We start from the raw sequence: 26401 nt of genomic DNA, 5'->3' as shown, positions 1-26401 counted from the left end.
GTCAGTGGAGGCGCATTATAGGGAGTTATTTCAGGCTGACAAGGGGAAATTTAAAATAATCTTCCGAGTGCGTATTTTTTCATCAAAACCACTTAAACTGACAGTTTTTCGAGCGTTTTAAAGCCATAGCGCTGTAGCACAGGCAATAATTGTTCAGCTTCTGTCGTCATTGCCATACAAAATGCAACGTTCTCATCGGTTGATTTCGCATCTGGCGCTTCATGCTCTAACAACCAGGCCGTGCGGCGCGCTATCGCGGCACCAGAATCCACCAGCCTCGTCCCCTCGGGAAGGACCTGTAAAAGTTCTTCCTGTAATAGAGGGAAATGAGTGCAACCGAGCACTACTGTGTCAGGTGGTTCAGACATCCGCAGCCATGGACGCAGAATACGCCGCAGTTCTTCCAGAGAAACTGTTTCACCGTGCAGCTTCGCTTCCGCCAGTTCCACCAGCTCAGCAGAACCCAACATTGCAATTTGGCATTCGTTAGCGAATCGCGCAATCAGCTCATGGGTATACGAGCGCTTCACCGTTGCACGTGTAGCCAGTAGCCCCACAACACCGTTCGCCGTGAGTCGCGCTGCCGGTTTAATCGCAGGCACCACGCCCACAACCGGGAAAGCAAATTTCTCACGTAACGCAGGGAGCGACACCGTGCTTGCTGTATTACACGCGATGACCGCAAGAGAAAGGGGATAGCGCTGCTGGACCGCAGTCACAATCTCAACAACACGCTCGACGATAAACTCCTCGCTCTTCTCTCCATAAGGAAAGGCGACGTTGTCAAAAGCGTAGATATAGTGGAGATCCGGCAGAAGACGCCGGATCTCGTCATAGACCGACAACCCACCGACGCCGGAATCAAACACCAGCACGGTGGGACGGGGATCAGAAGGTGTAGCTGCCAGACAAGGTGTATTCCCGTCCTGCAGTTGCGTAGCCATAAACTGTCTCGTAATCTTTATCGAACAGGTTGGCGATTTTACCACGAACTGTCAGCTGTGAGGTGATTGGATATGACACTCCGATATCCCACAAGCTGACGCCGCCCAATTTAACATCACGATTATTGTCGTAATCATTATCGTAACGTTCACCTATATATTGATAAGCAACGTTCCACCCCAAGTCCTGAACCTGCCCAGTTAACTCATACTTAACCTGCTGTTTTGCTCGGCGATAGAGTACCTTATTCGTATCATCATCCCGCGGGTCAACATACTGTAGCGTCAGGTGATGATCTACCGGGCCAGTCGTAACATTCCCAGTCCATTCCAGCCCTTTAATCGTGGCTGACTTAACGTTGACGTACTGGTTATTCTTGTAATCGATCAGGTTTTGAATTTCATAATGATATGCAGAAAGACGCCAATCAAGCGGCCCTGTCAATCCATCAATCCCTGCTTCCCACTGTTTAGATTCTTCCGGTTTCAAATTCGGGTTGGCTGCAATACCCGGCCCATAGGAAGAGGCAAAACGCGTAGCCCCGTATTGCTGACCAAGTGAAGGAGCCAGGAAACCTGTGCCATAAGAGAGCGTTGCACGGTAGCCATCAACAAACTCCCAGCCTGCAGCAGTCTGCCAGGTGCCATGCCAGCCGAATTGTTCATCATGATCTTCACGGCCTGAGGCTTCCAGCGTGACGCTATCAATTTGTTGTTGCCCAGTTAGATAAAGTCCGGTCGTATCACGTTTATAAGCGTCCGATTTCGTGGTACTACTGGAAGTCAGCTTTTCTTGTTTCCAGTCGACACCACCGCTAATCGCTCCATGCCCAACCTCAACGTTATTTCCCCACTGAATATAGCGCTGTTCCATATTATCCAGCGTAGCATCCCCTGCATAACGACCGAGTTGATTGCTATAGTTGTAATCTTTGAGATGCTGGTAGTTAGCAATCAGTTGGGCGGAATAGATACCTGAGCTGTAACGAAGGCCGGAATCCCAGGACTGAGTGTAATTCTGAGCTTCGTCATTACCGCCAGCATAGCCATAAGAGCCCTGATCGTAATCGCTATTCGCCGTGTAGCCGTAACCACGGAAGAAACCGGAGAAGTTATCGTTAAACTTGTGCTGCAAGCCGCCCCAGAACAGTTTGTTGCGATAACCATCGCGATCGCTGTCGCCGCTGTAAGGGGAATCAGGTTGAATGTTAAAACCTTTGGTCGTCTGGTAAGCGCCAGCCGCCGTCACCATCGTGTCACCAAATCGTTTATTTATCGTGCCGTCGTAGGTCTGATAACCATCAGTCCCCATACCTGCGTTGATCTGTGATTTCTCTTCATTACTCATCGTAATGATGTTCATCACACCACCGATCGCACCAGATCCGTACACAGCTGAACGCGGCCCGCGAATATATTCAACACGCTGCACCAACGATACCGGAATCTGACCAATATCAATCGCATTACCGATGCCCGCACGCGCCATCGGCACGCCATCAATCAATACCAGGACATGCCGGGACTCAGTACCGCGAACATACAGCGAGGAGCTTTTCCCCATACCGCCGCTTTGCGAAATATCTACGCCCGGCAATCGGCGCATGACATCATTGAGATCTTTTGACTGCCAGCGCTGAATATCTTCACGCGTCACCACATCAGTGGGGGCAAGGACAGTATTAACAGGCTGCTGAAAACGGTTGGCAGTAACGACGAGAGTATCTGGGCTAGTATCCTGTGCCCAACCAGAAAATGCCGTGACGGAAAGTGCCGTGCACAGCAACGATTTTTTAATCATTGTAAAGCATCCACAATATAAGAAGGATGCCGCAGGTCCCACCGATAGTACGCGATGATGAAAGCCAGATGCGACGTTAGCCGGCAGGTCTTCGGGCTTGGAGGCAACTTAAAGAGACGATGACTTCCCACGGCATGCCGCAGTGTCTGCACCAGGTGCGCTCATCCCCTACCTTCCTTACCGCTGCGCGTCAGCTCCAGATTCACACTGGATTCCCTTTTAACTCACAGGACCGGAAAACGGATGCTACAGTTTGTTACAACCCACTGTCCAGACTGCGTATCACAATATCGGAAATCATCAATGACTGGACATCTGATGAGCAATCCCTACAATCCCCGCGTACTTTTATTTTTCAGGACGCATCATGACCCCCGAACACCTTCCGACAGAACAGTACGACGCACAGTTAGCTGAAAAAGTGGTGCGTCTGCAGAGCTTAATGACGCCATTTTATGCACAGGCTCCGGAAGTGTTTCGCTCACCGGTCAGCCACTACCGTATGCGCGCGGAATTCCGTTTGTGGCATGACGGTGATGATCTGTACCACATCATGTTCGACAGCCAGACCAAAAACCGTATCCGTGTCGACAGCTTCCCGGCAGCCAGTGAGCTTATCAACACGCTAATGACGGCAATGATCGAAGGCGTTCGCAACAACCACGTCCTGCGTCACAAACTGTTTCAGATTGATTACCTCACAACCCTGAGCGGTCAGGCGGTGGTATCGATGCTGTACCATAAAAAGCTGGATGATGAATGGCGTCAGGAAGCTGAAGCGCTGCGGGATGCGCTACGGGCGAAAAACCTGAATGTGCATCTGATTGGCCGGGCAACCAAAACCAAAATCGAGCTGGATCAGGACTACATTGACGAACGCTTGCCGGTTGCGGGTAAAGAGATTATCTATCGCCAGGTTGAGAACAGCTTCACCCAGCCGAACGCCGCCATGAATATTCAGATGCTGGAGTGGGCGATTGATGTCACCAGGGGCTCAAAAGGCGACCTGCTGGAGCTGTATTGCGGCAATGGCAATTTCTCGTTAGCCCTGGCACAAAACTTCAACCGCGTACTGGCGACGGAAATCGCCAAGCCGTCCGTTGCTGCTGCACAGTACAACATTGCGGCTAACCAGATTGAAAACGTACAAATAATCCGCATGGCGGCCGAAGAGTTTACTCAGGCGATGAACGGCGTTCGCGAGTTCAACCGTTTGCAGGGAATCGATCTAAAGAGTTACCAGTGTGAAACTATCTTCGTTGACCCACCGCGCAGCGGTCTGGACAGCGAAACGGAGAAAATGGTGCAGGCGTATCCGCGCATTCTGTACATCTCCTGCAATCCGGAGACGCTGTGTAAAAACCTGGAAACGTTAAGCCAGACGCACAATGTTTCACGTCTGGCGCTATTCGATCAGTTCCCGTATACGCACCATATGGAGTGCGGCGTACTGTTAACCAAGAAGTAAGACAGAACGTAGGCTGGATAAGCACTACCTGTTCAGATTGCCGGATAGCGGCTTTGCCTTATCCGGCCTACCGCTACAACTGTTACTCCGCAATTTCCTGTTTACGGTTACGGACTTTAAAGCCGATCCAGAACACCAGAATCACCGACAGTACCGCCGGGAAGAAGTTAGAGCCGATATCCGGATATTCAGCGCGTACCACGGTGCTGTACAGCAAAACGCCGAGGATAAAGCAGGCGGCAGCCAGGCCCGGCAATCCCACAGGCATGGTGCGGTTCTGATAGCGTTGATGCAGACAATACACCGTCAGTACCAGCGAAATGATCGGGAATACTGAGAATGGCACAATGGAGCTAAACAGCGCCGCAAATGTACCATTGATCGATAAGCCAGCAACCAGCGCCAGCAGCAGCGTACCTTTATCTTGACCTGACTGTTTCATTGCTTGTCCTTCTCGTTACTCGGAGTGGTGCGTCATCTTCTCTTGTTCACGGCGGTACCAATAAAATGCGCCTTTCGCGATCATGCGTAGTTGCAATACCAGCCGCTCTTCCAGCTGTCGGCGCTGCTCAGCGCCAACATCCAGTGCTTCTGCCCCGGCGCTGAACACAATGGTTACCATGGCTTCGGCTTGTGCTTCAGTAAACGCACGAGGCATATGGTTTTCGAGTTCCAGATAGTCCGCAAGTTCCGCGATGAAGTGCTGAATTTCACGAGCGACCGCTGCACGAAACGCTGCGGATGTCCCCGAACGCTCGCGCAATAATAAACGGAAGGCGTTGGGATTGTTGCCGATGAACTCCATAAATGTTGAGACCGAGGTGCGGATCACACTCCCGCCCTTCGCGATACGCTGGCGCGCCTGGCGCATCAACTGACGCAGCATCAGACCGCTCTCGTCCACCATCGTCAGGCCGAGTTCATCCACATCGCGGAAATGGCGATAAAACGAGGTTGGCGCAATGCCCGCTTCACGAGCGACTTCGCGTAAACTGAGGCTGGCAAAACTACGCTCAGCGCTGAGTTGACTAAATGCGGCTTCTACCAGCGAACGCCGGGTTTTCTCTTTTTGTTGCGCTCTAACGCCCATCACGATGTCTGAATCCTTCCACATACCTTGCTGGCACTATACCAGAGATTAGGCGGTTGGCATGGCTTTGTGAATGATTGTTTACGCGCAGTTTGTGCTTCGACTTCGCAAAAAAGCACAACGATAATTGGGTTATCTCAACAACGATGTTACTATTCTGTTGCTTTTATGTATAAGAACAGGTAAGCCTGACCATGTCACATTCTTACGATTACGATGCAATAGTAATAGGTTCCGGTCCCGGCGGCGAAGGCGCGGCAATGGGTCTGGTTAAGCAAGGAGCGCGCGTCGCGGTAATTGAGCGCTATCATAATGTCGGCGGAGGTTGTACCCACTGGGGCACCATCCCGTCGAAAGCTCTCCGCCACGCCGTCAGCCGCATTATTGAATTCAATCAGAACCCACTGTACAGCGACCACTCCCGACTCCTTCGTTCTTCTTTCGCCGATATTCTCAACCACGCTGATAACGTTATTAATCAGCAAACGCGTATGCGGCAAGGATTTTACGAGCGCAACCACTGCGAAATTTTGCAGGGAAATGCCCGTTTTGTTGATGAACACACGATCGCCCTGGAATGTCACGACGGTACGGTGGAAACGCTGACTGCGGATAAGTTTGTTATTGCCTGCGGTTCGCGTCCTTATCGCCCTGTTGATGTCGACTTTTCGCATCCCCGGGTTTACGACAGTGACTCTATCCTGAGCCTGCACCACGAACCCCGTCATGTGCTGATTTATGGCGCAGGGGTCATTGGCTGTGAATATGCGTCGATCTTCCGTGGAATGGACGTCAAAGTTGATTTAATCAACACCCGCGATCGTCTGCTGGCATTCCTCGATCAGGAGATGTCCGACTCGCTCTCTTACCACTTCTGGAACAGCGGTGTGGTCATTCGCCACAACGAAGAGTATGAGAAGATTGAAGGTTGCGATGACGGCGTCATCATGCACCTGAAGTCCGGTAAGAAACTGAAGGCCGACTGCCTGCTGTACGCCAATGGCCGTACCGGTAATACCGATTCGCTGGCGCTGGAAAACATTGGTCTGAAAACCGACAGCCGCGGGCAGCTCAAAGTGAATAGTATGTACCAGACGGCGCTGCCGCATGTGTACGCCGTAGGGGATGTGATTGGTTATCCGAGCCTGGCATCGGCGGCCTACGACCAGGGACGCATTGCCGCCCAGGCACTGGTAAAAGGCGAGGCTACCGCGCATCTGATCGAAGATATCCCAACTGGGATTTATACCATTCCGGAAATCAGCTCCGTTGGTAAAACCGAACAGCAGCTCACGGCAATGAAAGTTCCATACGAGGTCGGCCGCGCCCAGTTTAAGCATCTGGCACGTGCGCAAATCGTGGGTATGAGTGTCGGAACGCTGAAGATCCTGTTCCATCGCGAAACCAAAGAGATTTTGGGGATCCACTGCTTTGGGGAGCGCGCGGCCGAAATTATTCACATCGGACAAGCGATAATGGAGCAAAAAGGTGGTGGTAACACTATCGAGTACTTCGTTAACACCACCTTTAACTACCCAACCATGGCAGAAGCCTATCGGGTAGCGGCGCTAAATGGCTTAAACCGCCTGTTTTAACGCACTGTCGAAATGGCCATCCATTGATCCACGGATGGCCTCTGCCAGCTGTTCATAACGGCTGCGCAGCGGCGAACCAGGACGGTACACCAGACCAATCGTACGACGCGGTTCGGGTTTAATGCATGGCAGATAAACGACACCATCACGCTTACGCTCCGGTGGAACGGCCAGCGCAGGCAGTAAGGTAATACCACTGCCTGCCGCCACCATGTTACGCAGCGTTTCCAGACTGGTTGCCCGAAAATGGGTATCTTCATCAGCACCCGCTTCAAAGCAGAAACCCATCGCCTGATCGCGCAGACAGTGGCCATCTTCCAGCATCAGCAGTTTTTCACCCGCCAGATCGGACATCGGTACACAGTCACGGTTTGCCCATGGGTGATCTTCATAGATCGCCAGCATCATAGGCTCATCAAATAACGGTACTTCGATGAACGCCTCACTCTCTTTGACCAGCGCCAGAATGACGCAGTCGAGCTTGCCGCTATCCAGTTGCGCCAACAGCTGATGTGTCTGCGCTTCATGGAGATACATCTCCAGTTTTGGGAAGGTCTGGTGCAACATCGGAATAATATGCGGCAGCAGGTATGGCCCCACCGTTGGGATCAAACCAATATGCAGCGGGCCAGACATTGTCTCGCCTTGTTGGCTTGCCATCTCCTTGAGCACTTTGACCTCGCGCAGCACGGTGCGCGCCTGATCCACCAGCAGCAAACCGGCCTGGGTGAACAGCACCTTGCGACTCGTACGCTCCAGCAACATGACGCCAAGCTCATCTTCCAGCTTGCGGATCTGCCCGCTCAGCGTGGGTTGGCTAACGTGACAGGAGTCTGCCGCTCGTCGGAAGTGACGATGTTCGGCTAGTGCCACCAGGTATTCAAGATCACGAATATTCATTATTCATCCTCCATCGCCACGATAGTTCGTAGCGATAGGTAGCATAGCAACGAACGATTATCCCTATCAAGCTTTCTGTTTAATAATGCACCACAGAAACGGAACGGTACCCCTTTAACCCTTGAAGCTACTGTCCGTTTGAGAGTTTCTCTCATACTCGAAATAACTAAAGCCAACGTGAACTTTTGCGGACCTTGAGTCCGCATTTTTTTTTGCATAAAAAAAGCCCGGCGTCGCAAAGCTCGGCCGGGTTATGGTTTGGTAGGCCTGATAAGCGTAGCGCCATCAGGCAGAACGGCGCACAGCGCCGGATGGCGGCTTCGCCTTATCCGACCTACAGGCGTGCCTTCGCGTAGTCGATCGCCTGCGCAACCTGCTGCGGCGACACGCCACCTTTCGCTGCACGTTTATCCAAACACGATTGCAACGAGAGGATCGGGTAAACGTCATCGCCAATCACCTGGCTGAACTTTTGTAAGTCGGCAAGCGACAGCGCTTCCAGCGGTTTGCCCTGACGAATCGCCTCGACCACCGTTTCCCCCACAATATGGTGCGCTTCGCGGAACGGGACGCCCTTCGCCACCAGATAATCCGCCAGCTCAGTGGCGTTAGCATAACCCTGCTGCGCCGCTTCCTGACAACGCGGACGTTTCACCTGGATTCCATCCAGCACCAGCGCGGCCATATGCAGACAGTCCAGCCAGGTGTCGAGCGCGTCGAACAGCCCTTCTTTGTCTTCCTGCATATCTTTGTTGTATGCCAGTGGAAGGCCTTTTAAAGTCATCATCATGCCGGTCAGCGCACCCTGCACGCGACCGCATTTGCCACGGATCAGCTCCAGCGCATCCGGGTTTTTCTTCTGCGGCATCAGAGATGAACCGGAAGTCACACGGTCGGAGAGTTCAACAAAGCCCGCTTCGCCGGTGTTAAAGAAAATCAGATCTTCAGCAAAACGCGACAGGTGTACCATGCCGATAGAGGCGTCGGAGAGTAACTCCAGCACGTGGTCACGGTCAGAAACGCTGTCCAGGCTGTTGCGCGTTGCCGAGGCAAAGCCCAACCAACCCGCCAACTGCTCGCGATCGATTTCATACGCCGTACCCGCCAGCGCGCCGCAGCCTAACGGACTGACGTCCAGGCGTTTGAGCGCATCCTGCAAACGGCTCTCGTCACGCGCCAACATTTCAACATAGGCCAGACACCAGTGAGCAAACGTCACCGGCTGCGCACGTTGCAGGTGGGTGTAACCCGGCATGACGGCGTCCTGGTTATTCTCCGCCGTCACCACCAGCGCAGTTTGCAACTGACGATTGGCCGACAGTAATTCGATAACCGTGTCTTTACACCACAGCTTAAGGTCGGTCGCGACCTGGTCATTACGGCTACGCCCGGTATGCAGTTTTTTACCAAGCTGGCCGACTTTATCAATCAGCTTACCTTCCACCCAACTGTGAATATCTTCGGCATCGCTTTGCAAAATCTGCTGAGGATTCGCGCGAACTTCTTCCAGCAGGTTATTCAGCGCCTCTTCCAACTGCAGCTGTTCATCGGCAGTCAGTACACCTACCGTTACCAACGCTTTGGACCAGGCCACAGAGCCAACAATATCCTGTTCTGCCAGGCGGTAGTCAAAACGCAACGAGTCGTTGAACTGTTTGAACCGCTGATCTGCTGCCTGTGTAAAACGCCCACCCCAAAGTGCCATAACGAATTTCCTTAATATGATATTTTTGCCCGGTGGCGCTGCGCTTACCGGGCCTACAAAACCCACGTAGGCCGGATAAGGCGAAGCCGCCATCCGGCACATTAATAGTTAAGCCAGAATACGCGTACCAATTGGCGTGCCGTTAAACAGCGCCGGAAGCTGCTCTGCATGACGCCAGGAGGCGATATCCACCGGACGGCCCAGCGTACGCGCGGCATCCAGCGCCGCATTCACCTTCACGATCATGCCATCGGTAATAATGCCCTGTTCAATCAGCTGTTCCGCTTTCGCTGCGGTCATTTCGGCAATGCGCTGGCCTTTGCCATCCAGAATACCGCTCACATCAGAGAGCAGGATCAGATCCGCACCCAGCGTTGCCGCCAGCGCCGTTGCAGCCTGATCGGCATTCACGTTCATCAGCAGACCATCATCAGTGACACCAATAGAGCTCACTACCGGCAGAAAACCGCTTTCCAGCAGCGTGTTAATCAGCTTAGGCGAACCCGGCTGCGCCAGTCCAACATGACCCAGTTCTTTATCGAGCGGCGTCACTTTTACGCTGTCGCCATCGCCAAGATACAGACCCACAGACGCGATGTGATGCTTTTTCGCCCAGGCCAGCAAGGTTTTATTCGCCGTTCCCGCCAGGGCACCGGTAATAATGTCAATTTGATCGGCAGGCGTGACGCGCAGACCATTTTTCTTTTTCACCGGCAGATTCAGCTGCTTCATCAGCTCGTCGACCACGCAGCCGCCACCGTGCACAATGACCAGCGGACGCTGGTGCGACTCACGATAATTCACCAGTGCGGTAAACAAGCGCTCCAGCGCCTCTTCACTATCCAGTAAAACGCCGCCCAGCTTGATAATTAATGGATTCATTGTTGCACCCTTAAATAAGAGACTGCGTTTGGGCAAAGCCAAAACGAATATTTGCGCACTGCATCGCCTGTGCCGCCGCGCCTTTCAATAAGTTGTCTTCCGTCGCCACAACGATCAGATGCTCACCCTGCACAGCAAACCCGATATCACAGAATGGTAATCCAACCACATTCTTCAGCGCTGGAACCCCTTTGTCATACAGACGCACCAGCGGTTTATCGCCATACGCCTGTTGCAGCGTCTGCGCTACCTGAGCATGAGTTACACCCGCTTTAAGGCGGCAAGTGATAGTTTCCAGAATTCCGCGCGGGAAGTTGCCCAGATGTGGGGTGAAAATCACTTCAGCCCCCAGATGAGTAGCGATTTCCGGCTGATGACGATGGGTAAACACGCCATATGGTTGCAGGCTTACTTCGCAAAAACTATTAGAGATAGCCGCTTTACGGCCCGCGCCGCTTACGCCGCTGGTCGCATTAATTACCGGCCACTGGCTGAGATCCAACAGCCCGGCGTCAATCAGTGGTTTCAGCGAAAGCTGCGCCGCCGTCGGGTAACAACCCGGCACAGCAATCAGATTCGCTTCTTTCAGTTGGTCTTCTTTCCATTCCGCCAGCCCGTAAACTGCCTGCTCCAGCAGATCGGGATGCTGATGGGTAAAACCATAATATTTTTCATAGAACGCGCCGTCATTTACGCGAAACGCGCCAGAGAGGTCAAACACCACGCAACCGGCCTGCAAAAACTGCGGAGCCAGGTCATGACTTACCTCATGAGCCGTTGCGAGGAACACAACATCCACCCCTGCGCTAAACTCGCTGATATCTGACATTGGCTGCAACGGTAAATCGACAATGCCTTTCAACTGCGGATGTAAATCGGAGATTAATTTTCCTGCATCATTGCTTTGCGCTGAGACGGTCAAAGCGGTTATGGTCATATCAGGATGGCGATTTACATAGGTCACAAGCTCTGCGCCGGCATAGCCACTGGCGCCCACAATCAGCGTATTCAACATCGGGGCTGCTCACCTTCTTAGATTCTGTTGCCAGGTATAAGCCTTTATCACCTCACCTTACACTTGGTGGGTTTTATTACGCTCAACGTTAATGTATTTTTATTCATAAATACTGCATGAATATTGATACTATCATGACCCGAGGTGTGTCAACAATGAAAAACAATTTACCGCCATTTATCGAGATTTACCGCGCTCTGATTGCCACGCCATCGATTAGCGCTACCGAAGAAGCGCTCGATCAAAGCAATGCAGGTTTAATCACTCTGTTGGCGGGCTGGTTTAAAGATTTAGGCTTCAATGTGGAGGTCCAGCCGGTTCCCGATACGCGGAATAAATTCAATATGCTGGCGAGCATTGGACAGGGCGCTGGTGGTCTGTTGTTGGCGGGCCATACCGATACCGTACCCTTTGACGACGGACGCTGGACGCGCGATCCGTTCACCCTGACCGAGCATGACAATAAGCTCTATGGTTTGGGTACGGCGGACATGAAAGGCTTCTTCGCCTTTATCCTCGACGCGTTGCGTGATGTCGACGTCACGAAGCTGAAAAAGCCCCTCTACATTCTGGCCACTGCTGACGAAGAGACCAGCATGGCGGGAGCTCGCTACTTCTCTGAAACCACTGCTCTGCGCCCAGACTGCGCGATTATTGGCGAACCCACTTCACTGCAACCGGTTCGCGCACACAAAGGTCATATCTCTAATGCGATACGCATTCTGGGACAATCGGGTCATTCAAGCGATCCGGCGCGTGGCGTTAATGCGATTGAACTGATGCATGATGCCATCGGCCATATCATGCATCTGCGCGATGACCTGAAAGCGCGCTATCACCATGATGCCTTTACCGTTCCGTATCCAACGTTAAATTTGGGCCACATCCACGGCGGCGACGCCGCCAACCGAATCTGCGCCTGCTGCGAACTGCATATGGATATTCGCCCGCTACCGGGTATGACGCTAAACGATCTCAATGGGTTACTTAACGAAGCGCTGGCCCCTGTCAGCGAACGCTGGCCGGGCCGCCTGACCGTATCGGAACTGCATCCACCGATTCCAGGCTATGAGTGTCCGCCTGACCATCAACTGGTTAAGGTGGTTGAGAAACTGCTGGGCGCACAGACTGAAGTGGTGAACTACTGCACCGAAGCGCCATTTATCCAGACGCTTTGCCCGACGCTGGTATTGGGTCCAGGTTCTATTAATCAGGCGCATCAGCCGGATGAATATCTGGAAACACGCTTTATTAAGCCAACTCGCGAATTAATCACCCAGGTTGTGCATCATTTCTGCTGGCATTAACTGCTTGTCACCCTACTAATCCTTTAGTGGTAAGCGGGGTGATTTTTTAACATTTCCATAAGCAACGCTTATTTGATTGGATGTGAATTAAATAACGTAAATTCACGGCATTTATTCGTTTGCTGAACCGATTTCGCAGCAATTGACGTCACGTGTTTTACGTGGCTTTATAAAAGACGGCTAAAAAGTTAAGTCCGCAAGATTTCGCGTGATAGTCAGGCGCGAAAGATACAGGACATATTCAAAATAGATGGGGTGTCTGGGTTAATATGAACGAACAATATTCCGCGTTGCGTAGTAATGTCAGTATGCTCGGCAAAGTGCTGGGAGAGACCATCAAGGATGCGCTGGGAGAGAACATTCTTGATCGCGTAGAAACAATTCGTAAGCTGTCCAAATCATCTCGCGCTGGCAATGAAGTTAATCGCCAGGAATTGCTCACCACACTGCAAAATCTGTCTAACGACGAGCTGCTGCCGGTTGCCCGCGCATTTAGCCAGTTCCTGAACCTGGCCAACACCGCCGAGCAATACCACAGCATTTCGCCAAAAGGCGAAGCAGCCAGCAACCCGGAAGTGATTGCTCGCACTCTGCGTAAACTGAAAGAGCAGCCCAACCTCAATGACGCCACCATCAAGAAAGCCGTAGAATCACTCTCTCTGGAGCTGGTACTCACCGCCCACCCGACCGAGATCACTCGTCGTACGCTGATCCATAAAATGGGTGAAGTGAACGCCTGCCTCAAGCAGCTTGATAACAAAGACCTCGTCGATTATGAACGCAACCAACTGATGCGCCGTCTGCGTCAGCTCATTGCCCAGTCCTGGCATACGGATGAGATCCGCAAACTGCGCCCGAGCCCGGTTGATGAAGCCAAATGGGGTTTCGCGGTAGTTGAAAACAGCCTGTGGGAAGGTGTACCGAACTACCTGCGTGAGCTGAATGAACAACTGGAAGAGCATCTGGGTTATAAGCTGCCGGTTGATTTTGTCCCGGTTCGATTTACTTCCTGGATGGGCGGCGACCGTGATGGTAACCCGAACGTAACGGCAGATATCACCCGTCACGTGCTATTACTCAGCCGCTGGAAAGCGACAGACCTGTTCCTGAAAGACATCCAGTTTCTGATTTCTGAGCTGTCGATGGTGGATGCCACGCCGGAGCTGATGGCGCTGGTAGGCGAAGAAGGTGCAGCTGAACCTTATCGCTATCTGATGAAAACCCTGCGTTCTCGTCTGATGGCAACCCAGGCCTGGCTTGAAGCCCGTCTGAAAGGCGAGAAATTGCCGAAACCTGCGGGACTTCTCACCCAAAACGAACAGCTTTGGGACCCGCTTTACGCGTGCTACCAGTCTCTGCAGGCCTGTGGCATGGGTATTATCGCCAATGGCGAATTGCTCGACACCCTTAGGCGCGTGAAGTGTTTCGGTGTACCGCTGGTGCGTATTGATATTCGTCAGGAAAGCACCCGTCATACTGAAGCCCTGGGCGAACTGACCCGTTATCTGGGTATTGGCGACTACGAAAACTGGTCGGAAGCGGATAAACAGGCTTTCCTGATCCGCGAACTGAATTCCAAGCGTCCGCTCCTGCCGCGTAACTGGGAACCGAGCAACGACACCCGCGAAGTGCTCGACACCTGTCGGGTCATTGCCGAAGCCCCATATGGCTCCATTGCCGCCTATGTTATCTCGATGGCGAAAACTCCGTCGGATGTGCTGGCCGTGCATCTGCTGCTGAAAGAAGCCGGAATTGGTTTTGCTATGCCGGTCGCTCCGCTATTTGAAACGCTGGACGACCTCAACAATGCCGATGACGTCATGTCTCAACTTTTAAATATCGACTGGTACCGCGGCTTTATTCAGGGCAAACAGATGGTCATGATTGGCTACTCTGATTCCGCAAAAGACGCGGGCGTGATGGCGGCCTCCTGGGCGCAATACCAGGCTCAGGACGCGCTAATCAAAACCTGCGAAAAAGCCGGTATCGAACTGACGCTTTTCCACGGTCGCGGTGGTTCCATTGGTCGCGGCGGCGCGCCTGCACATGCGGCGCTACTCTCTCAACCGCCGGGCAGCCTGAAAGGCGGTCTGCGCGTGACAGAACAAGGGGAGATGATCCGCTTTAAGTACGGCCTGCCGGAAGTGACCATCAGCAGCCTGTCGCTGTACACCGGAGCAATTCTGGAGGCCAACCTGTTACCACCGCCAGAACCGAAAGATAGCTGGCGTCATATCATGGATGAGCTTTCCGATATTTCCTGCGAGCTCTATCGTGGATATGTGCGTGAAAACAAAGACTTCGTCCCTTATTTCCGCTCAGCGACACCGGAGCAGGAACTGGGTAAACTCCCGCTCGGTTCACGTCCGGCAAAACGCCGTCCGACCGGCGGGGTAGAGTCTCTGCGCGCCATTCCGTGGATCTTTGCCTGGACGCAGAACCGCCTGATGCTCCCGGCCTGGCTGGGTGCAGGTACCGCGCTGCAAAAAGTGGTTGAAGACGGCAAGCAAAGCGAACTTGAAGCCATGTGCCGCGACTGGCCATTCTTCTCCACACGCCTTGGCATGCTGGAAATGGTTTTCGCGAAAGCAGACCTGTGGCTGGCAGAGTATTACGATCAGCGCCTGGTCAAAAAAGATCTGTGGCCGTTGGGTGCAGAGCTACGCCAACGCCTGGCAGCAGATATCGATGTCGTACTGGCGATTGCCAACGACTCACATTTGATGGCCGACCTGCCGTGGATTGCCGAGTCCATTCAGTTAAGAAATATTTATACTGACCCGCTAAACGTATTACAGGCAGAGCTGTTACACCGCTCACGCCTGGCGGAAGAGCAAGGCAATGCACCGGACCCACGCGTAGAACAAGCATTGATGGTCACAATCGCTGGTGTCGCCGCTGGTATGCGCAATACAGGCTAACGTCCCTCCCCCGTCGCCTTCGTGCTATTATTCGGAGGCGACGGCAAAAACCGCTGTTACAACCACTTCATTTTCAATATATTCCCCCTCGAATATATTCACCAAATGAATATAAAGATGGCAAAACACGATCCTAAGATCGTGATGCTTCAGTTCCTCTTAATGTTTAAGTGCTACTCTTGGCGCTACAATTAAAGACAGGCTTACATTATGCAATCCTTACACCCCCAGTCTAAACCTAAATTTAGCTGGAAAGCCCTGGGCTGGGCGCTCCTCTATTTTTGTTTTTTTTCCAGTTTACTCCAGGTCGTTATTCTCTTATCCGGCTATAGCGGAACTAATGGTTTACGCGACTCCTTGCTGTTCAGTTCGCTGTGGTTGATTCCGGTATTCTTATTTCCAAACCGTATCCGCGTTATTGCTGCCGTCATTGGCGTAATGCTATGGGCGGCCTCGCTGGCTGCTCTAAGCTATTACGTCATTTACGGACAAGAGTTCTCGCAAAGCGTTCTGTACGTAATGTTTGAAACCAATGCGAACGAAGCCAGCGAATATCTGAGCCAGTATTTCAGTCTGAAGATTGTCTTGATTGCGCTGGCCTATACAGCTGTGGCAATTCTGCTATGGACACGTCTGCGTCCTGTGCATATTCCATCGCCCTGGCGCTATCTGGTGTCGTTTGCACTGTTATACGGTTTGATTCTGCATCCGATGACGGTGAACACGTTTATCAAACATAAACCATTTGAAAAAACGTTGAATGGTCTCGCCTCACGCATGGAACCAGCTGCGCCATGGCAATTCATCTCCGGTTATTATCAGTATCGTCAGCAGTTGACCGCGCTGAACAGCCTGCTGAATGAGAACAATGCCCTGCCGCCGTTGGCCAACTTTAAAGACAGCTCAGGTGATGCACCGCGTACGCTGGTACTGGTGATTGGCGAATCAACGCAACGTGGCCGCATGAGCCTGTACGGTTACCCACGCGAAACAACGCCGGAACTGGATGCACTGCATAAATCCGATCCTAACTTCACCGTGTTCAATAATGTCGTGACCTCCCGTCCGTACACCATTGAAATCCTGCAGCAGGCGCTGACCTTTGCCAACGAGAAGAACCCGGATCTGTATCTGACTCAGCCGTCCCTGATGAACATGATGAAACAGGCAGGTTATAAAACCTTCTGGATCACCAATCAGCAGACGATGACCGCCCGCAACACCATGCTGACGGTGTTCTCTAAGCAGACGGATAAACAGTTCTATATGAACCAGCAGCGTACGCAAAGTGCGCGCGAATATGACAGCAACGTGCTGGCACCGTTTAAAGAAGTACTGGCCGACCCTGCACCGAAAAAGTTCATCATCGTGCACCTGCTGGGAACGCATATTAAGTACAAATTCCGCTATCCGGATGGTCAGGGTAAGTTCGACAATAATGTCGACAATGTGCCCGCAGGCCTGAGTGACGATGAGCTGGAAGCCTACAACGATTACGACAGCGCGAATGTCTACAATGACCATATCATTGCCAGTCTGATCAAAGACTATAAAGCGACCGATCCGAACGGCTTCCTGCTGTACTTCTCCGATCATGGAGAAGAGGTATACGATACGCCGCCGCATAAAACGCAGGGTCGTAATGAAGACAACCCAACGCGCCATATGTATACAGTGCCGTTCCTGCTGTGGACCTCGGAAAAATGGCAGGCCGCACACCCGCGTGACTTCTCACAGGATGTGAATCGTAAATACAGCAGCTCAGAGCTTATCCACACCTGGTCTGATTTAGCGGGCTTCACCTATGATGGTTTCGATCCAACTCGTGCCATTACCAGCCCGCAGTTCAAAGAGACGACCCGCTGGATTGGCAACCCGTACAAAAAGAATGCCCTGATTGATTACGATACCCTGCCTTACGGCGATCAAATCGGTAATCAGTAACAGTCTGCCGGATGCGCTACGCTTATCCGGCCTACAGCTCGCAAAGACTTGTAGGCCGGATAAGGCATTAGCCGCCATCCGGCAATAATCACTTGAGGGCGATTGTTTTCAACGTTACTGTTTCCCTGTCTGCTGCCTGCAAGGGATTAACATGTATCACGACATCAGCCACCTGCTCTCTCGCCTGATCAACGGCCCCACACCGCTGCGGCAGATTTACTTTGCCAGCACCAGTAGCTCAACGCCGGAACTGGCGTATCAGGTCGATTTTCCCCGACTGGAGATTGTGCTGGAAGGTGAATTCATCGATAACGGTGTTGCTGGCGCATCCGCGACGTTACAGCCTTGCGATGCCTTGTTCGTTCCGGCTGGTGGCTGGAACTTTCCACAGTGGCTCACACCGGTGACCACACTCAGTATCTTATTTGGCAAACAGCAACTGGGTTTTAGCATCGTTCAGTGGGACGGTAAGCAATATCAAAACCTTACCCGCCAGCACGTCGCGCGGCGTGGACCGCGTATTGGCTCATTCCTGCTGCAAACGCTCAATGAAATGCAGATGCAGCCGCAGGAGCAGCAAACCGCCAGGCTAATCGTTGCAAGCTTACTGAGCCACTGCCGCGATCTGCTCGGCAGCCAGATCCAAACCGCATCACGCAGCCAGGCGCTTTTCGAAGCCATTCGCAACTATATTGACGAACGCTACGCTTCACCGCTCACCCGAGAATCCGTCGCGCAGGCGTTCTACATCTCACCCAATTATCTTTCCCACCTTTTTCAAAAAACGGGCGCTATCGGTTTTAACGAATACCTGAACCACACGCGACTAGAACACGCAAAAACGCTGTTGAAGGGTTACGAATTGAAGATTAAAGAGGTGGCGCACATTTGTGGGTTTGTTGACAGCAACTACTTCTGCCGCCTGTTTCGCAAAAATACAGAACGTTCACCATCAGAATACCGTCGGCAATACCACAGCCAATTGACGGAGAAAGAAGCTAATCCAGAGTAAGATGTGTGTGCTGTGGTGCTGAAAGCAGCTTTCGCACGGCGCTCATCACCCGCTGCGGCTCACGCAGAAATGCGCTAATGCCCGACTGAACGTATCGGCTCTGCGTAAAACGCTCTGCTCCTGCCAGTTCAATATCAGTAATGAGCAACACCACATCAGCGCGGTTAATATCCTCTTCCGTCAGGCGATTTTCGGTACCCAATGCCCCTTGAGTTTCGATCTTGATGCTCCATTTTTCCTGCTGGCAGAGTTTCTCCAGCCGCTCAGCAGCCATATAGGTATGGGCTACGCCGCTTACGCACGCGGTGACAGCAACCAGATATCGTACAGGTGCGATGGTCATACTATCCTCCTACTGTTACCTGAAATCCGGCGCATTCTGCCATCTTACGTATAATATCCACCTCTTGCGCAGTCGGTACGGGCACTTCTTTCATCAACCAGGGCAAATCGAGCAGGCTGTATTTGGGCTCGCCATATTGATGAAACGGTAGCAGGTGTACCTGTTTTATGCCTAGTGATGACAACATCGTCAACACATGCTGCGTGTTATCTGAATTCATCGTAAAGCCCGGAATCAGCGGCAGGCGAGGTATGACATTAACCCCTTCCTCCACCAATAGCCGTAAATTCGCCAGTACACGCGGTAGGTTCATGTTGATGACCTCACGAGCCAGATCTCCATCCATTATTTTGAGATCGAACAACACCTCATCACACTCTTTTGCCAGCGATAACAAGCGACCGGCCGGCGCATCGCCAGCCGTTTCAATTGCACAGCGCACATCCCAGCGCCGCAGACGTTGCAGGAACCGTGTGGCAAAGGGCGCTTGCATCAGCACTTCACCGCCGGAAAGCGTTACCCCCCCACCAGAAGAGCGAAAGAAAATATCATCTTTCATCACTTCACGTTCCAGATCGTCCAGCGTGATATCACGACCAATACGTTCAAACGCCCCAGAGGGACACTCGTCGGCATCACGCAGACAGGGTGTACAGTGCAGACATTTACTCTCCCGCCGTACCGTTTCAATACGTGGTGAGAGTGATTCCGGGTTAGCACACCAAGGGCAGGTATGCGGACAGCCTTTAAAAAAGACGACCGTACGAATACCCTGCCCATCATTCAGTGAGTAACGCTGAATGTTGAATATACGCGCGACTTCCTCGCCTCGTGGGTCAATTACCTCACAGTTGATGCGCGGTGCGGCGAATGATGTCATCCTGGATCTCCTTCGACAACTCGACAAAGAAAGCGCTGTAACCCGCCACACGCACCACCAGCCCGGTGAAATCCTGCGGGCGCTGCTGCGCTTCGCGCAATGTGTCGGCATTCACCACGTTAAACTGGATATGCTGGAGTTTGAGCTGGGTAAATGCCCGCAGAAAATCCGCCAGCTTGCGTAAACCGGCCTCACCTTCCAGTGTGGCTGGCGTAAACTTCACGTTCAGCAACGTCCCATTGGAAAGCAGTGTGTTATCCAGCTTGCTGACCGACTTCAATACCGCCGTCGGTCCTTGCATATCCTGTCCCAGCATCGGCGACAGCCCCCCATCTGCCAGTTGCTCCCCGGCTAAGCGGCCATCCGGTGTTGCCCCAACGACCGAACCCAGCGGCACGTGTGCAGAGACGGTATACGAACCCGGCGTAAATTGCCCGCCGCGCGGATTCTGGTATTTCTCTACCTCTTTGCAGTAATGACGTAGCAGTTCGGCGCTAATGTTATCTACATCATCGATATCGTTGCCGTATTTTTCGAAGCGATTGATCAGCCTGGCGCGAACTTTCTCGCCTTCCGGGGTAGCAAAGTTATCTTTTAGCACCGACAAAAGTTCATCAAAAGATAAGCGCTGTTGTTCGAATACCAGCCCATTGAGCGCATGCAGCGAATCGCTCAGGTTTGCAATACCGATCCCCTGTACGCCGGAGAAGTTATAACGCGCACCGCCGTCGGTAATATCGCACCCTTTATCCAGACAGTCGCTAATAAACGAGGAGAGCAGCGGCACCGGCGCCCAGTCGCGGTGACCGATATCGCAGATATTACTGCCCTCCACCATCAACGTGATGTAGTGGCTGATTTTGGCACGAATATGCGCCAGGAGATCGTCGTACGTCAGAGTGCGGTTGCCTTCGTTCTCATGCAGACAAATTTCCATCACTTTCAGCAGATTAAACATAGCGATATCGTGCAAACCGTATGTTCTGCCTGGAATAGACAGCTCGACACAGCCTACTACCGCGTAATCCCGCGCATCTTCCAGCGAAACACCGCGATTCAGAAACGCGGGCACCACCACTTCATCGTTAAAGATTTGCGGGATGCCGGTACCAAGACGAATGGTCTGTGCTGTTTTCATCAGGAACGGTGTATCGATCAACGCATTCGTGCGCACACCGAGGTTTGGTTGTGGTAGCTGTACGTTCTGATACGCATCAAGACAGAGGAAAGACAATACATTTACCGCACTACGACCATTCTCCGTCAATCCCCCCAGTAGCGCGGTGTAGCCTGTTGGGAAGCCAGCGAAATAGCGCGCACTGCTGGTGGATCGCAGCAGTACGATGTCATTACATTTCACCCACAGGGATTCGAGGATCTCTTGTAAGAATGCTGGGTCTTCCCCCTGCGTCAGCGAAGCCTGATAAAACGGCAGCATATACTGGTCGAAGCGTCCAAGTGAAAGAGAACTGGCGTTGGATTCATATTGCAAAATAATGTTCATGTACCAGAACAGCTGACATGCCTGCCAGAAGGTTTGCGGCTTGCTTTGGGCGTTATGCCGAGAGTTTTCAGCAATCGTCAGTAATTCCTGGCGTCGCTGCGCATCCGGGCAGCTTTCCGCCATCTTCTCTGCCAGCATAGCGTAACGCAGAATATGGTTTTGCGAAGCCTCAAGCAGCAGCAGCGCAGCCTGATAAAAGTGATTCTCCGGCTGCTGCAGACAATGCGCTCGCATCTGCGCTACCAGTTCGCCAAGCCCATGATTCAACAGGCGTGGATAATCAATAATGATATGTCCCTGACCTTTGTCAGTCTGGTTAATGCTAAAAATCTGGGTACTGACGGCAGCTTTAACCTCATCGGTCATCTGACCGTTGATGAAATCTTTCATCGACCGCTTTTCCCAGTACGGATACAGCACATCGCGATAGAGATGTTTATCCTCTTCGCTGATGTCAAAACGGTCCTGCGGACGGGTTGGAAACTGCTCCAGCTCTTTAAGCAGCCAGTAAGGATCCATTTCCGGTGACATAATGCCCGCACGCGGTTTAACAGTACGGTTTCCGGCAATCAGTTCCTCATCACGAATCGAAATCTCAACGTGCTCAAGAATATATGCGGTGGCTTTCGCCCGACGCAGAATAACCGGCTCTCCCTCCGTCTGCTGGTGGCTGGCGGTATATAACAGCGCACGTTCAAGCGAAATTTCACGGTTGTTCTGAAACAGAGCGGTTTTTAAACGTTGGATACGGTTCGTCATGAGGAACTCCTGCGGGAATAGTTGCCTGATGGCGCTACGCTTATCAGGCCTACGCATCTGTAGGCCGGATAAGGCGAAGCCGCCATCCGGCAAACAAACGGTTAAGCGGTTTGCGCCAGATGCGCGCCAATCTTGTTCATGATGGCGTCGGCACGTTTCACTGCATCGCTGATGTTGACGCGAACGATAGTTTTGCCCGCAAAACGTTCTTCAAATTTAATACCAATGTCTTTGGTCAGAATGACCATGTCGGCTTCCGCTACATCCGCCGCGGTCAGTTCGTTTTCCAGACCGATCGAACCCTGAGTCTCAACCTTTACTTGCCAACCTTTAGCTTTAGCGGCGCTTTCCAGCGCTTCGGCTGCCATATAGGTGTGGGCAACGCCAGAAGGACATGCGGTTACTGCGATAATCTTGGTCATGACTCATTCCTCACTTAATTCATTTCAAAATCTAAATCCAGGTCATCTTCTTTCTGATCGACCTGAGACACTTTTTTCCGCGCCAGACTTTTCAGTACGTTAACGCACACGGCGGTCACTACAGCACCAATGGCAACCGCCGCGATATAACCCAGTTTTCCTTCCACTACAGGCAGAACAATCAGTCCGCCCCAGCCGGCATAACACTGCGCACCAAACAGGGCGGCGGTTACCGTGCCACAGGCGGAACCCACCATAATCGATGGAATGACACGCAGCGGATCGGCTGCAGCAAACGGAATCGCGCCTTCCGTTACGCCAACGCAGCCCATTACCAGCGCAGCTTTACCGGCTTCGCGTTCTTCAGAAGAGAAATTCTTACGACCAATCAGCGTCGCTAAACCTAAACCCAGCGGCGGTACGCAGATCCCTACTGCGGCGATTGCCACGACGGTATAAACCCCCTGCGCCACACAAATCAGCATGAAGGCGTAGGCAACTTTGTTAATTGGCCCTCCCATATCGAAGGCCAACATCAGTCCCATAATTACCGCCAGCAGCACAATGCTGCCCTGCTGCATACCCTGCAGCCACTCGGTCAGGCTAGTGGTTAACGCGCCAACAGGCTCCCCCAGCCCCCACATCATGATGCCTGCGGTGATAAAAGTGCCGACGATGGGAATAACGAAGATAGGCATTACCGAACGCAACACCTTATGTACGGGGATCTTCTTCAGATAATGGACAACGATACCGCCAATAATCCCAGCAATTAATGCGCCAAAGAAACCTGCACCGAAGCTGTTTCCCACCCATGCGCCAATCGCACAAGGGGCCAGAGCAGAACGTTCAGCGATGGAATAGCCGATATAAGCAGCAAGAAATGGCACCATCAAAGTCAACCCGGCGACGCCAATATCAAACAGCTTTTTAAGATTAGGATCGGTCGCAGCATCCGGTACCGCGCCTTTGCCATACAGCATGACGGAGACAGCCAGCAAAATACCGCCCGCTACGACGAAGGGGATCATATGCGAAACACCGGTCATCAGGTGCTGACGAGTATTTTTCAGGATTTGTACCAACTCTTTCATAAGTCGCTCCCGGGCTGCCTAAAGCCCATATCCATAAACTTGTTGCGGAAAACAATAGGCAATCTGACGCGACGCAAACAGTGGATAAAAAGGCCATTTGCTGGACTTTTGTAATATCAGTACAAAAATGCGATCCGCCTCATAACTTGCAGTTTCTCGGAATTTATAGTGGATACGCTGACTTGTGAGGGATGTCTCACTTTGATAGTTACATTACATTTATCCAGTTTTTGGCAGATTTGTCACATGGCAGGCTCAGGCGTTGCCCTTTTATCCTGTAGCGAGAAATCGTTATGGGAGATGAGGCTATGGCCCTGATTGTGGAATTTACCTGTGAGCTACCCAATGGCGTACATGCACGCCCGGCAAGCCACATAGAAACGCAGTGCAACACCTTTACCTCACACATTGAGTGGCACAACCTGCGTACCGAACGTAAGGGCAACGCTAAGAGCGCACTATCGTTGATTGGCACCGATACTCTGGCGGGTGATAGCTGCCAGTTGCTGATTTCCGGTACAGATGAACAGGCAGCCCACCAGCATCTGAGCCAATGGTTACGAAATGAATTTCCGCACTGCGATGCACCGCTAGCGGAAGCCAAAAACAACGAGCTGGAGCCACTTCCGGCATCGCTCACCCATTTAAATCCACAGCTTTTCCGCGCTCGCACCGTCTGCAGCGGCAGCGCAGGGGGCGTTCTGAGTCTGCTTTCTTCGCTGGATCTTAACGCGCTCAGTAACCTTCCATCCGCTCAAGATATTGAAACCGAGCAAGCGGCACTGGATAACGGTTTAACGCTGTTGATGAAAAATATTGAGTTTCGATTACTCGACAGCGACGGCGCTACCAGTGCGATTCTGGAAGCACACCGCTCGCTGGCAAGCGACCTCTCACTGCGCCAGCACCTGCTCGCCGGCGTATCACGCGGGTTAAGCTGCGCCCAGACGGTTGTCGAAAGTGCCGGACATTTTTGTGATGAATTCGCCCGTTCAAGCAGCAGTTATTTACAGGAGCGTGCACTGGATGTACGCGATGTTTGCTTCCAGCTTCTGCAGCAAATTTATGGGGAACAGCGCTTCCCTGCACCGGGAAAACTGACCCAGCCTACGGTTTGCATGGCGGATGAGCTAACACCGAGCCAGTTCCTCGAACTGGACAAAACATTGCTGAAAGGCTTGCTGTTAAAAAGCGGTGGTACTACGTCACACACGGTGATTCTCGCCCGGTCATTCAACATCCCTACGCTGGTTGGCGTAGATATTGAATCTTTGATGCCATGGCTACAGCAAACGGTTTATATCGATGGTAACGCAGGAGCAGTCGTCGTTGCCCCTGATGAATCCATCGTACGTTATTATCAGCAAGAAGCCCGTATCCAGGATGCCATTCGGGAACAGCAACGTATCTGGCTGACCCAGGAGGCACGCACGGCTGATGGCATCCGTATGGAAGTCGCCGCCAACATCGCCCACTCCGTGGAAGCACAAGCAGCTTTTAGTAACGGTGCGGAAGCGGTTGGCCTGTTCCGTACAGAAATGCTGTATATGGACCGTACCTGCGCCCCGGATGAGAACGAACTATACAACATTTTCTGCCAGGCGCTGGAACCCGCAAAGGGACGCAGCATTATTGTACGCACCATGGATATCGGCGGTGATAAACCCGTTGATTATCTGAATATTCCTGCTGAGACCAACCCATTTCTCGGTTATCGCGCGGTGCGTATTTATGAAGAATATGCCACGTTGTTTACTACGCAACTGCGATCGATCCTGCGCGCCTCAGCGCACGGTAGCCTGAAAATCATGATCCCAATGATCTCCTCGATGGAAGAGATCCTGTGGGTCAAAGAGAAACTGGCAGAAGCCAAGCAGCAACTGCGAAGTGAACACATTCCGTTTGATGAGAAGATCCAGCTCGGTATTATGCTGGAGGTTCCGTCTGTGATGTTCATCATTGACCAATGCTGTGAAGAGATTGATTTCTTTAGTATTGGTAGCAATGACCTGACGCAATACCTGCTGGCGGTCGACCGCGACAACGCCAAAGTTACCCGCCACTACAACAGCCTGAATCCGGCTTTCCTGCGCGCGCTGGATTACGCCGTGCAGGCAGTACATCGGCAGGGGAAATGGATTGGCCTGTGCGGCGAACTGGGTGCCAAAGGTTCGGTGCTGCCATTGCTGGTGGGACTGGGTCTGGACGAGATCAGTATGAGCGCTCCCTCCATTCCCGCCGCCAAAGCGCGGATGGCGCAACTCGACAGCCGTGCCTGCCGTCAATTGCTGAATCAAGCGATGGCTTGTCGAACCTCGCTGGAGGTCGAACATCTGCTGGCCCAGTTCCGCATGACCCAACAGGATACGCCTCTGGTTACCGCCGAATGCATCACACTGGACAGCGACTGGCGCAGTAAAGAAGAGGTCATCAAAGGGATGACCGACAACCTCCTGCTGGCAGGCCGTTGTCGCTATCCACGTAAACTGGAAGCAGACCTGTGGGCACGCGAAGCCGTCTTCTCTACCGGATTAGGTTTTAGCTTCGCCATTCCACACAGCAAATCCGAACATATTGAGCAGTCCACCATCAGCGTAGCGCGCCTGCAAGCGCCGGTACGTTGGGGTGATGATGATGCACAGTTCATTATTATGCTGACGCTCAACAAACATGCCGCAGGCGATCAGCATATGCGTATTTTCTCGCGTCTGGCGCGCCGCATTATGCATGAAGAATTCCGTAACGCGCTGGTTAGTGCCGCCTCAGCCGACGCTATCGCCAGCCTGTTGCAACATGAACTTGAACTTTAAAGAGG

At 52.4% G+C, this 26401-nt stretch carries 20 protein-coding genes and 1 riboswitch; of the genes, 7 read left to right on the top strand and 13 right to left on the bottom strand.

Annotation, left to right across the window (positions count from 1 at the left end; translation table 11 throughout):
• Nucleotides 1–92: 92 nt before the first annotated feature.
• Nucleotides 93–944, bottom strand: coding sequence for a glutamate racemase (gene murI / locus OGY09_RS00210; protein ID WP_003847829.1), 852 nt, complete (start codon nt 942–944; stop codon nt 93–95).
• On the bottom strand, nt 889–2745 hold the full coding sequence (btuB, locus tag OGY09_RS00205; RefSeq protein WP_032945649.1) for a TonB-dependent vitamin B12 receptor BtuB: 1857 nt from the start codon (nt 2743–2745) through the stop codon (nt 889–891). The genes murI and btuB overlap by 56 nt, the downstream gene beginning before the upstream one ends.
• A 65-nt stretch (nt 2746–2810) precedes the next feature.
• Nucleotides 2811–2997, bottom strand: a riboswitch (cobalamin riboswitch).
• Nucleotides 2998–3112: 115 nt separating this feature from the next.
• Here btuB and trmA point away from each other — a divergent pair.
• On the top strand, nt 3113–4213 hold the full coding sequence (gene trmA, locus OGY09_RS00200) for a tRNA (uridine(54)-C5)-methyltransferase TrmA (protein WP_032945647.1): 1101 nt from the start codon (nt 3113–3115) through the stop codon (nt 4211–4213).
• Between the two features lie 82 nt (nt 4214–4295).
• Here trmA and OGY09_RS00195 read toward each other — a convergent pair whose 3' ends face one another.
• On the bottom strand, nt 4296–4655 hold the full coding sequence (locus OGY09_RS00195) for a YijD family membrane protein (RefSeq protein WP_003825114.1): 360 nt from the start codon (nt 4653–4655) through the stop codon (nt 4296–4298).
• Between the two features lie 15 nt (nt 4656–4670).
• Entirely contained in the window at nt 4671–5306 is a 636-nt protein-coding gene (gene fabR / locus OGY09_RS00190) for an HTH-type transcriptional repressor FabR (RefSeq protein ID WP_003028862.1), read from the bottom strand.
• A 191-nt stretch (nt 5307–5497) separates the two neighbouring features.
• On the opposite strand from fabR, the gene sthA reads away from it, so the two are divergent.
• The gene (gene sthA, locus OGY09_RS00185; RefSeq protein WP_003028860.1) at nt 5498–6898 is read left to right on the top strand and encodes a Si-specific NAD(P)(+) transhydrogenase; all 1401 of its coding nucleotides are present in this window, start codon (nt 5498–5500) and stop codon (nt 6896–6898) included.
• Here the strand turns inward: sthA and oxyR are convergent.
• From oxyR to argC, 4 genes are all read right to left on the bottom strand, one after another.
• Nucleotides 6881–7798 carry a DNA-binding transcriptional regulator OxyR gene (oxyR, locus tag OGY09_RS00180; RefSeq protein ID WP_008787060.1) on the bottom strand — a complete coding sequence of 306 codons (918 nt, stop codon included), beginning with the start codon at nt 7796–7798 and terminating at the stop codon, nt 6881–6883. The genes sthA and oxyR overlap by 18 nt on opposite strands.
• Before the next feature lie 334 nt (nt 7799–8132).
• A complete protein-coding gene (gene argH / locus OGY09_RS00175) occupies nt 8133–9503 on the bottom strand; it encodes an argininosuccinate lyase (protein WP_032945646.1) in 1371 nt (456 codons plus the stop codon).
• Nucleotides 9504–9611: 108 nt separating this feature from the next.
• Complete coding sequence (argB, locus tag OGY09_RS00170) at nt 9612–10385, bottom strand: acetylglutamate kinase (protein WP_003028854.1); 774 nt, start codon at nt 10383–10385, stop codon at nt 9612–9614.
• 10 nt (nt 10386–10395) lie between these two features.
• Complete coding sequence (argC, locus tag OGY09_RS00165) at nt 10396–11400, bottom strand: N-acetyl-gamma-glutamyl-phosphate reductase (RefSeq protein ID WP_032945645.1); 1005 nt, start codon at nt 11398–11400, stop codon at nt 10396–10398.
• Nucleotides 11401–11555: 155 nt separating this feature from the next.
• On the opposite strand from argC, the gene argE reads away from it, so the two are divergent.
• The 4 genes from argE to OGY09_RS00145 all read left to right on the top strand — a co-directional run bounded on the left by argE (nt 11556) and on the right by OGY09_RS00145 (nt 18584).
• Nucleotides 11556–12707, top strand: a complete 1152-nt coding sequence (argE, locus tag OGY09_RS00160) for an acetylornithine deacetylase (RefSeq protein WP_032945643.1) — start codon at nt 11556–11558, stop codon at nt 12705–12707.
• Between the two features lie 269 nt (nt 12708–12976).
• Entirely contained in the window at nt 12977–15628 is a 2652-nt protein-coding gene (gene ppc, locus OGY09_RS00155; protein WP_003825139.1) for a phosphoenolpyruvate carboxylase, read from the top strand.
• Nucleotides 15629–15838: 210 nt separating this feature from the next.
• The gene (locus OGY09_RS00150; RefSeq protein WP_008787054.1) at nt 15839–17572 is read left to right on the top strand and encodes a phosphoethanolamine transferase CptA; all 1734 of its coding nucleotides are present in this window, start codon (nt 15839–15841) and stop codon (nt 17570–17572) included.
• Nucleotides 17573–17723: 151 nt separating this feature from the next.
• The gene (locus OGY09_RS00145) at nt 17724–18584 is read left to right on the top strand and encodes a helix-turn-helix transcriptional regulator (RefSeq protein WP_032945642.1); all 861 of its coding nucleotides are present in this window, start codon (nt 17724–17726) and stop codon (nt 18582–18584) included.
• On the opposite strand, the gene OGY09_RS00140 is transcribed toward OGY09_RS00145, so the two are convergent.
• From OGY09_RS00140 to OGY09_RS00120, 5 genes are all read right to left on the bottom strand, one after another.
• Nucleotides 18571–18927: a PTS fructose-like transporter subunit IIB gene (locus tag OGY09_RS00140; protein WP_008787052.1), complete on the bottom strand. Its 357-nt coding sequence runs from the start codon at nt 18925–18927 to the stop codon at nt 18571–18573. The genes OGY09_RS00145 and OGY09_RS00140 overlap by 14 nt on opposite strands.
• A gap of 1 nt (nt 18928) precedes the next feature.
• A complete protein-coding gene (locus OGY09_RS00135; protein WP_032945640.1) occupies nt 18929–19807 on the bottom strand; it encodes a [formate-C-acetyltransferase]-activating enzyme in 879 nt (292 codons plus the stop codon).
• Nucleotides 19773–22070 (bottom strand): formate C-acetyltransferase, encoded by a 2298-nt coding sequence (locus OGY09_RS00130; RefSeq protein ID WP_032945638.1) that lies wholly within the window; start codon nt 22068–22070, stop codon nt 19773–19775. Before OGY09_RS00130 ends, OGY09_RS00135 begins: the two co-directional genes overlap by 35 nt.
• 101 nt (nt 22071–22171) lie before the next feature.
• Nucleotides 22172–22492, bottom strand: a complete 321-nt coding sequence (locus OGY09_RS00125) for a PTS fructose-like transporter subunit IIB (RefSeq protein ID WP_003825151.1) — start codon at nt 22490–22492, stop codon at nt 22172–22174.
• Nucleotides 22493–22506: 14 nt separating this feature from the next.
• Complete coding sequence (locus tag OGY09_RS00120) at nt 22507–23586, bottom strand: PTS fructose transporter subunit EIIC (RefSeq protein ID WP_032945636.1); 1080 nt, start codon at nt 23584–23586, stop codon at nt 22507–22509.
• A gap of 308 nt (nt 23587–23894) precedes the next feature.
• Between OGY09_RS00120 and ptsP the strand changes: the two genes are divergently transcribed.
• Nucleotides 23895–26396 carry a phosphoenolpyruvate--protein phosphotransferase gene (gene ptsP, locus OGY09_RS00115; protein WP_032945665.1) on the top strand — a complete coding sequence of 834 codons (2502 nt, stop codon included), beginning with the start codon at nt 23895–23897 and terminating at the stop codon, nt 26394–26396.
• Nucleotides 26397–26401: the final 5 nt, after the last annotated feature.

Origin of the sequence: Citrobacter sp. Cpo071 (assembly GCF_030332765.1) — a bacterium.
Lineage (GTDB): Bacteria > Pseudomonadota > Gammaproteobacteria > Enterobacterales > Enterobacteriaceae > Citrobacter > Citrobacter portucalensis.
This window is presented reverse-complemented; position numbering and strand designations above follow the sequence as displayed.